Raw genomic sequence first — 1,564 nt, 5'->3', positions numbered from 1 at the left:
CGTAGGCGGCGTCGAGGACGGCGACGGCGTGGCCGTCGGCGGCGAGGCGGGCGGCGACGGCGGCACCGATGCCGCGGGCGGCGCCGGTGACGATGGCGGTACGGGACTCGGTCATGGCTCTCCTGGGGTCGCTAAGCGCTTGCTTAGGTCACCGTAGCGCACGGCGTGGTGCAGGACACGGCGCGGTGAAACGCGAGGGGTTCCTCATGTTCGTGTTATGTTGAGGGAAACCTCATGTTTTGGAGACTCTTTTGACGCAGCCTGCCGTGACCACCGCCCAGGACGCCGCGCCCGCCGGACCGCGCGACGTCCTCCTGCAGCGCCGTGCCGAGCGCGCCGTGCGCGTCGAGCCCCGCGGCCGCCGCGAGCACACCGCGCGTGAGCGGGCTGAGATGCTGCTCGACGCGGGCACGTTCGTCGAGATGACCCCCATGCGGTCGACCGGTGGTGCCGGCTCGGGCGTCGTCGCGGGCTGGGGCCTGGTCGACGGACGTCCGGTGGTCGTGGCCAGCCACGACGCCGCGGTCGCGTCCGGCGCCATCGGCCCGGTTCTCGCCGAGGGCGTCATGAAGGCCCAGCGCCTGGCCATCGAGCGCGGCTACCCGATCGTCTACGTCAACGACTCCGGCGGCGCCCGCATCCACGACGGCATCTTCGCCCTGCACGGCTGCGGCGGGATCTTCAAGCTCAACGTCGAGGCCCAGCGCGTCGTCCCGCAGATCTCGGTCATCGTCGGCCCGTGCGCCGGCGCCGCCGCGTACTCGCCGGCCCTGACCGACTGGACGATCATGGTCCGCGAGCAGGGGCACATGTTCCTCACCGGCCCCGAGATCGTCCGTGCCGCCACCGGCGAGGACGCCACGGCCGAGGCCATCGGCGGCGCCGACATGCACGCCATCGAGAGCGGCGTCGCCCACCTGGCCGTCGACTCCGAGGCCGAGGCGCTCCAGGCCACCCGCCGCCTGCTCTCGTTCCTGCCCAGCCACAAGGGCGGTGCCCAGAACGTCGGCCCGGCCCGTCCGGCCGACGAGGTCGCCGCGCAGGCGCTGCCGCACCTGGTGCCGGAGAAGTCCAGCATCGTGTTCGACATGCACGAGCTGCTCGACGGCGTCCTGGACGCCGGCGACCGGCTCGAGCTCATGCCCGACCACGGCCGCAGCATGCTGACCGTCCTGGGTCGTCTCGACGGACGCCCGGTCGGCGTCGTCGCCAACCAGCCCGCGGCCCGCGGCGGCATCCTCGACGCGATCAGCGCCGTCAAGGCCGCCCGATTCGTCGAGTTCTGCTCGCGCTTCGGCCTGCCCGTCCTCACCTTCGTCGACGTCCCCGGCTTCCTGCCCGGCACCGTCGAGGAGCGCCGCGGCGTCATCACGCACGGTGCCAAGATGCTCAAGGCCTACGCCGAGGCCGAGTCGCCCGTGCTCACCGTCGTGGTGCGCAAGGCGTACGGCGGCGCGTACATCGCCATGGGCGCCAGCTCGCTGGGCGCGGACGCGTCCTGGGCCTGGGCCAGCTCCGAGATCGCGGTCATGGGCCCCGGCGGCGCCCGTCGCGCTGCTGCACC

2 protein-coding genes are annotated in these 1,564 nt (G+C 73.1%); one reads left to right on the top strand and one right to left on the bottom strand.

Features of this window, described 5'->3' with window-relative positions:
* Positions 1-115, bottom strand: a 115-nt coding sequence (locus tag AC2W7G_RS15950; RefSeq protein WP_485869300.1) for an SDR family NAD(P)-dependent oxidoreductase, incomplete at its 3' end; no start/stop codon positions are given.
* A 151-nt stretch (positions 116-266) separates the two neighbouring features.
* Here AC2W7G_RS15950 and AC2W7G_RS15945 point away from each other — a divergent pair.
* A partial coding sequence (locus AC2W7G_RS15945; RefSeq protein ID WP_485869299.1) for an acyl-CoA carboxylase subunit beta occupies positions 267-1,564 on the top strand: 1,298 nt, incomplete at its 3' end.

The sequence above is a fragment of the Aeromicrobium sp. PFPM2_SD2 genome (genome assembly GCF_057364525.1).
This window is presented reverse-complemented; position numbering and strand designations above follow the sequence as displayed.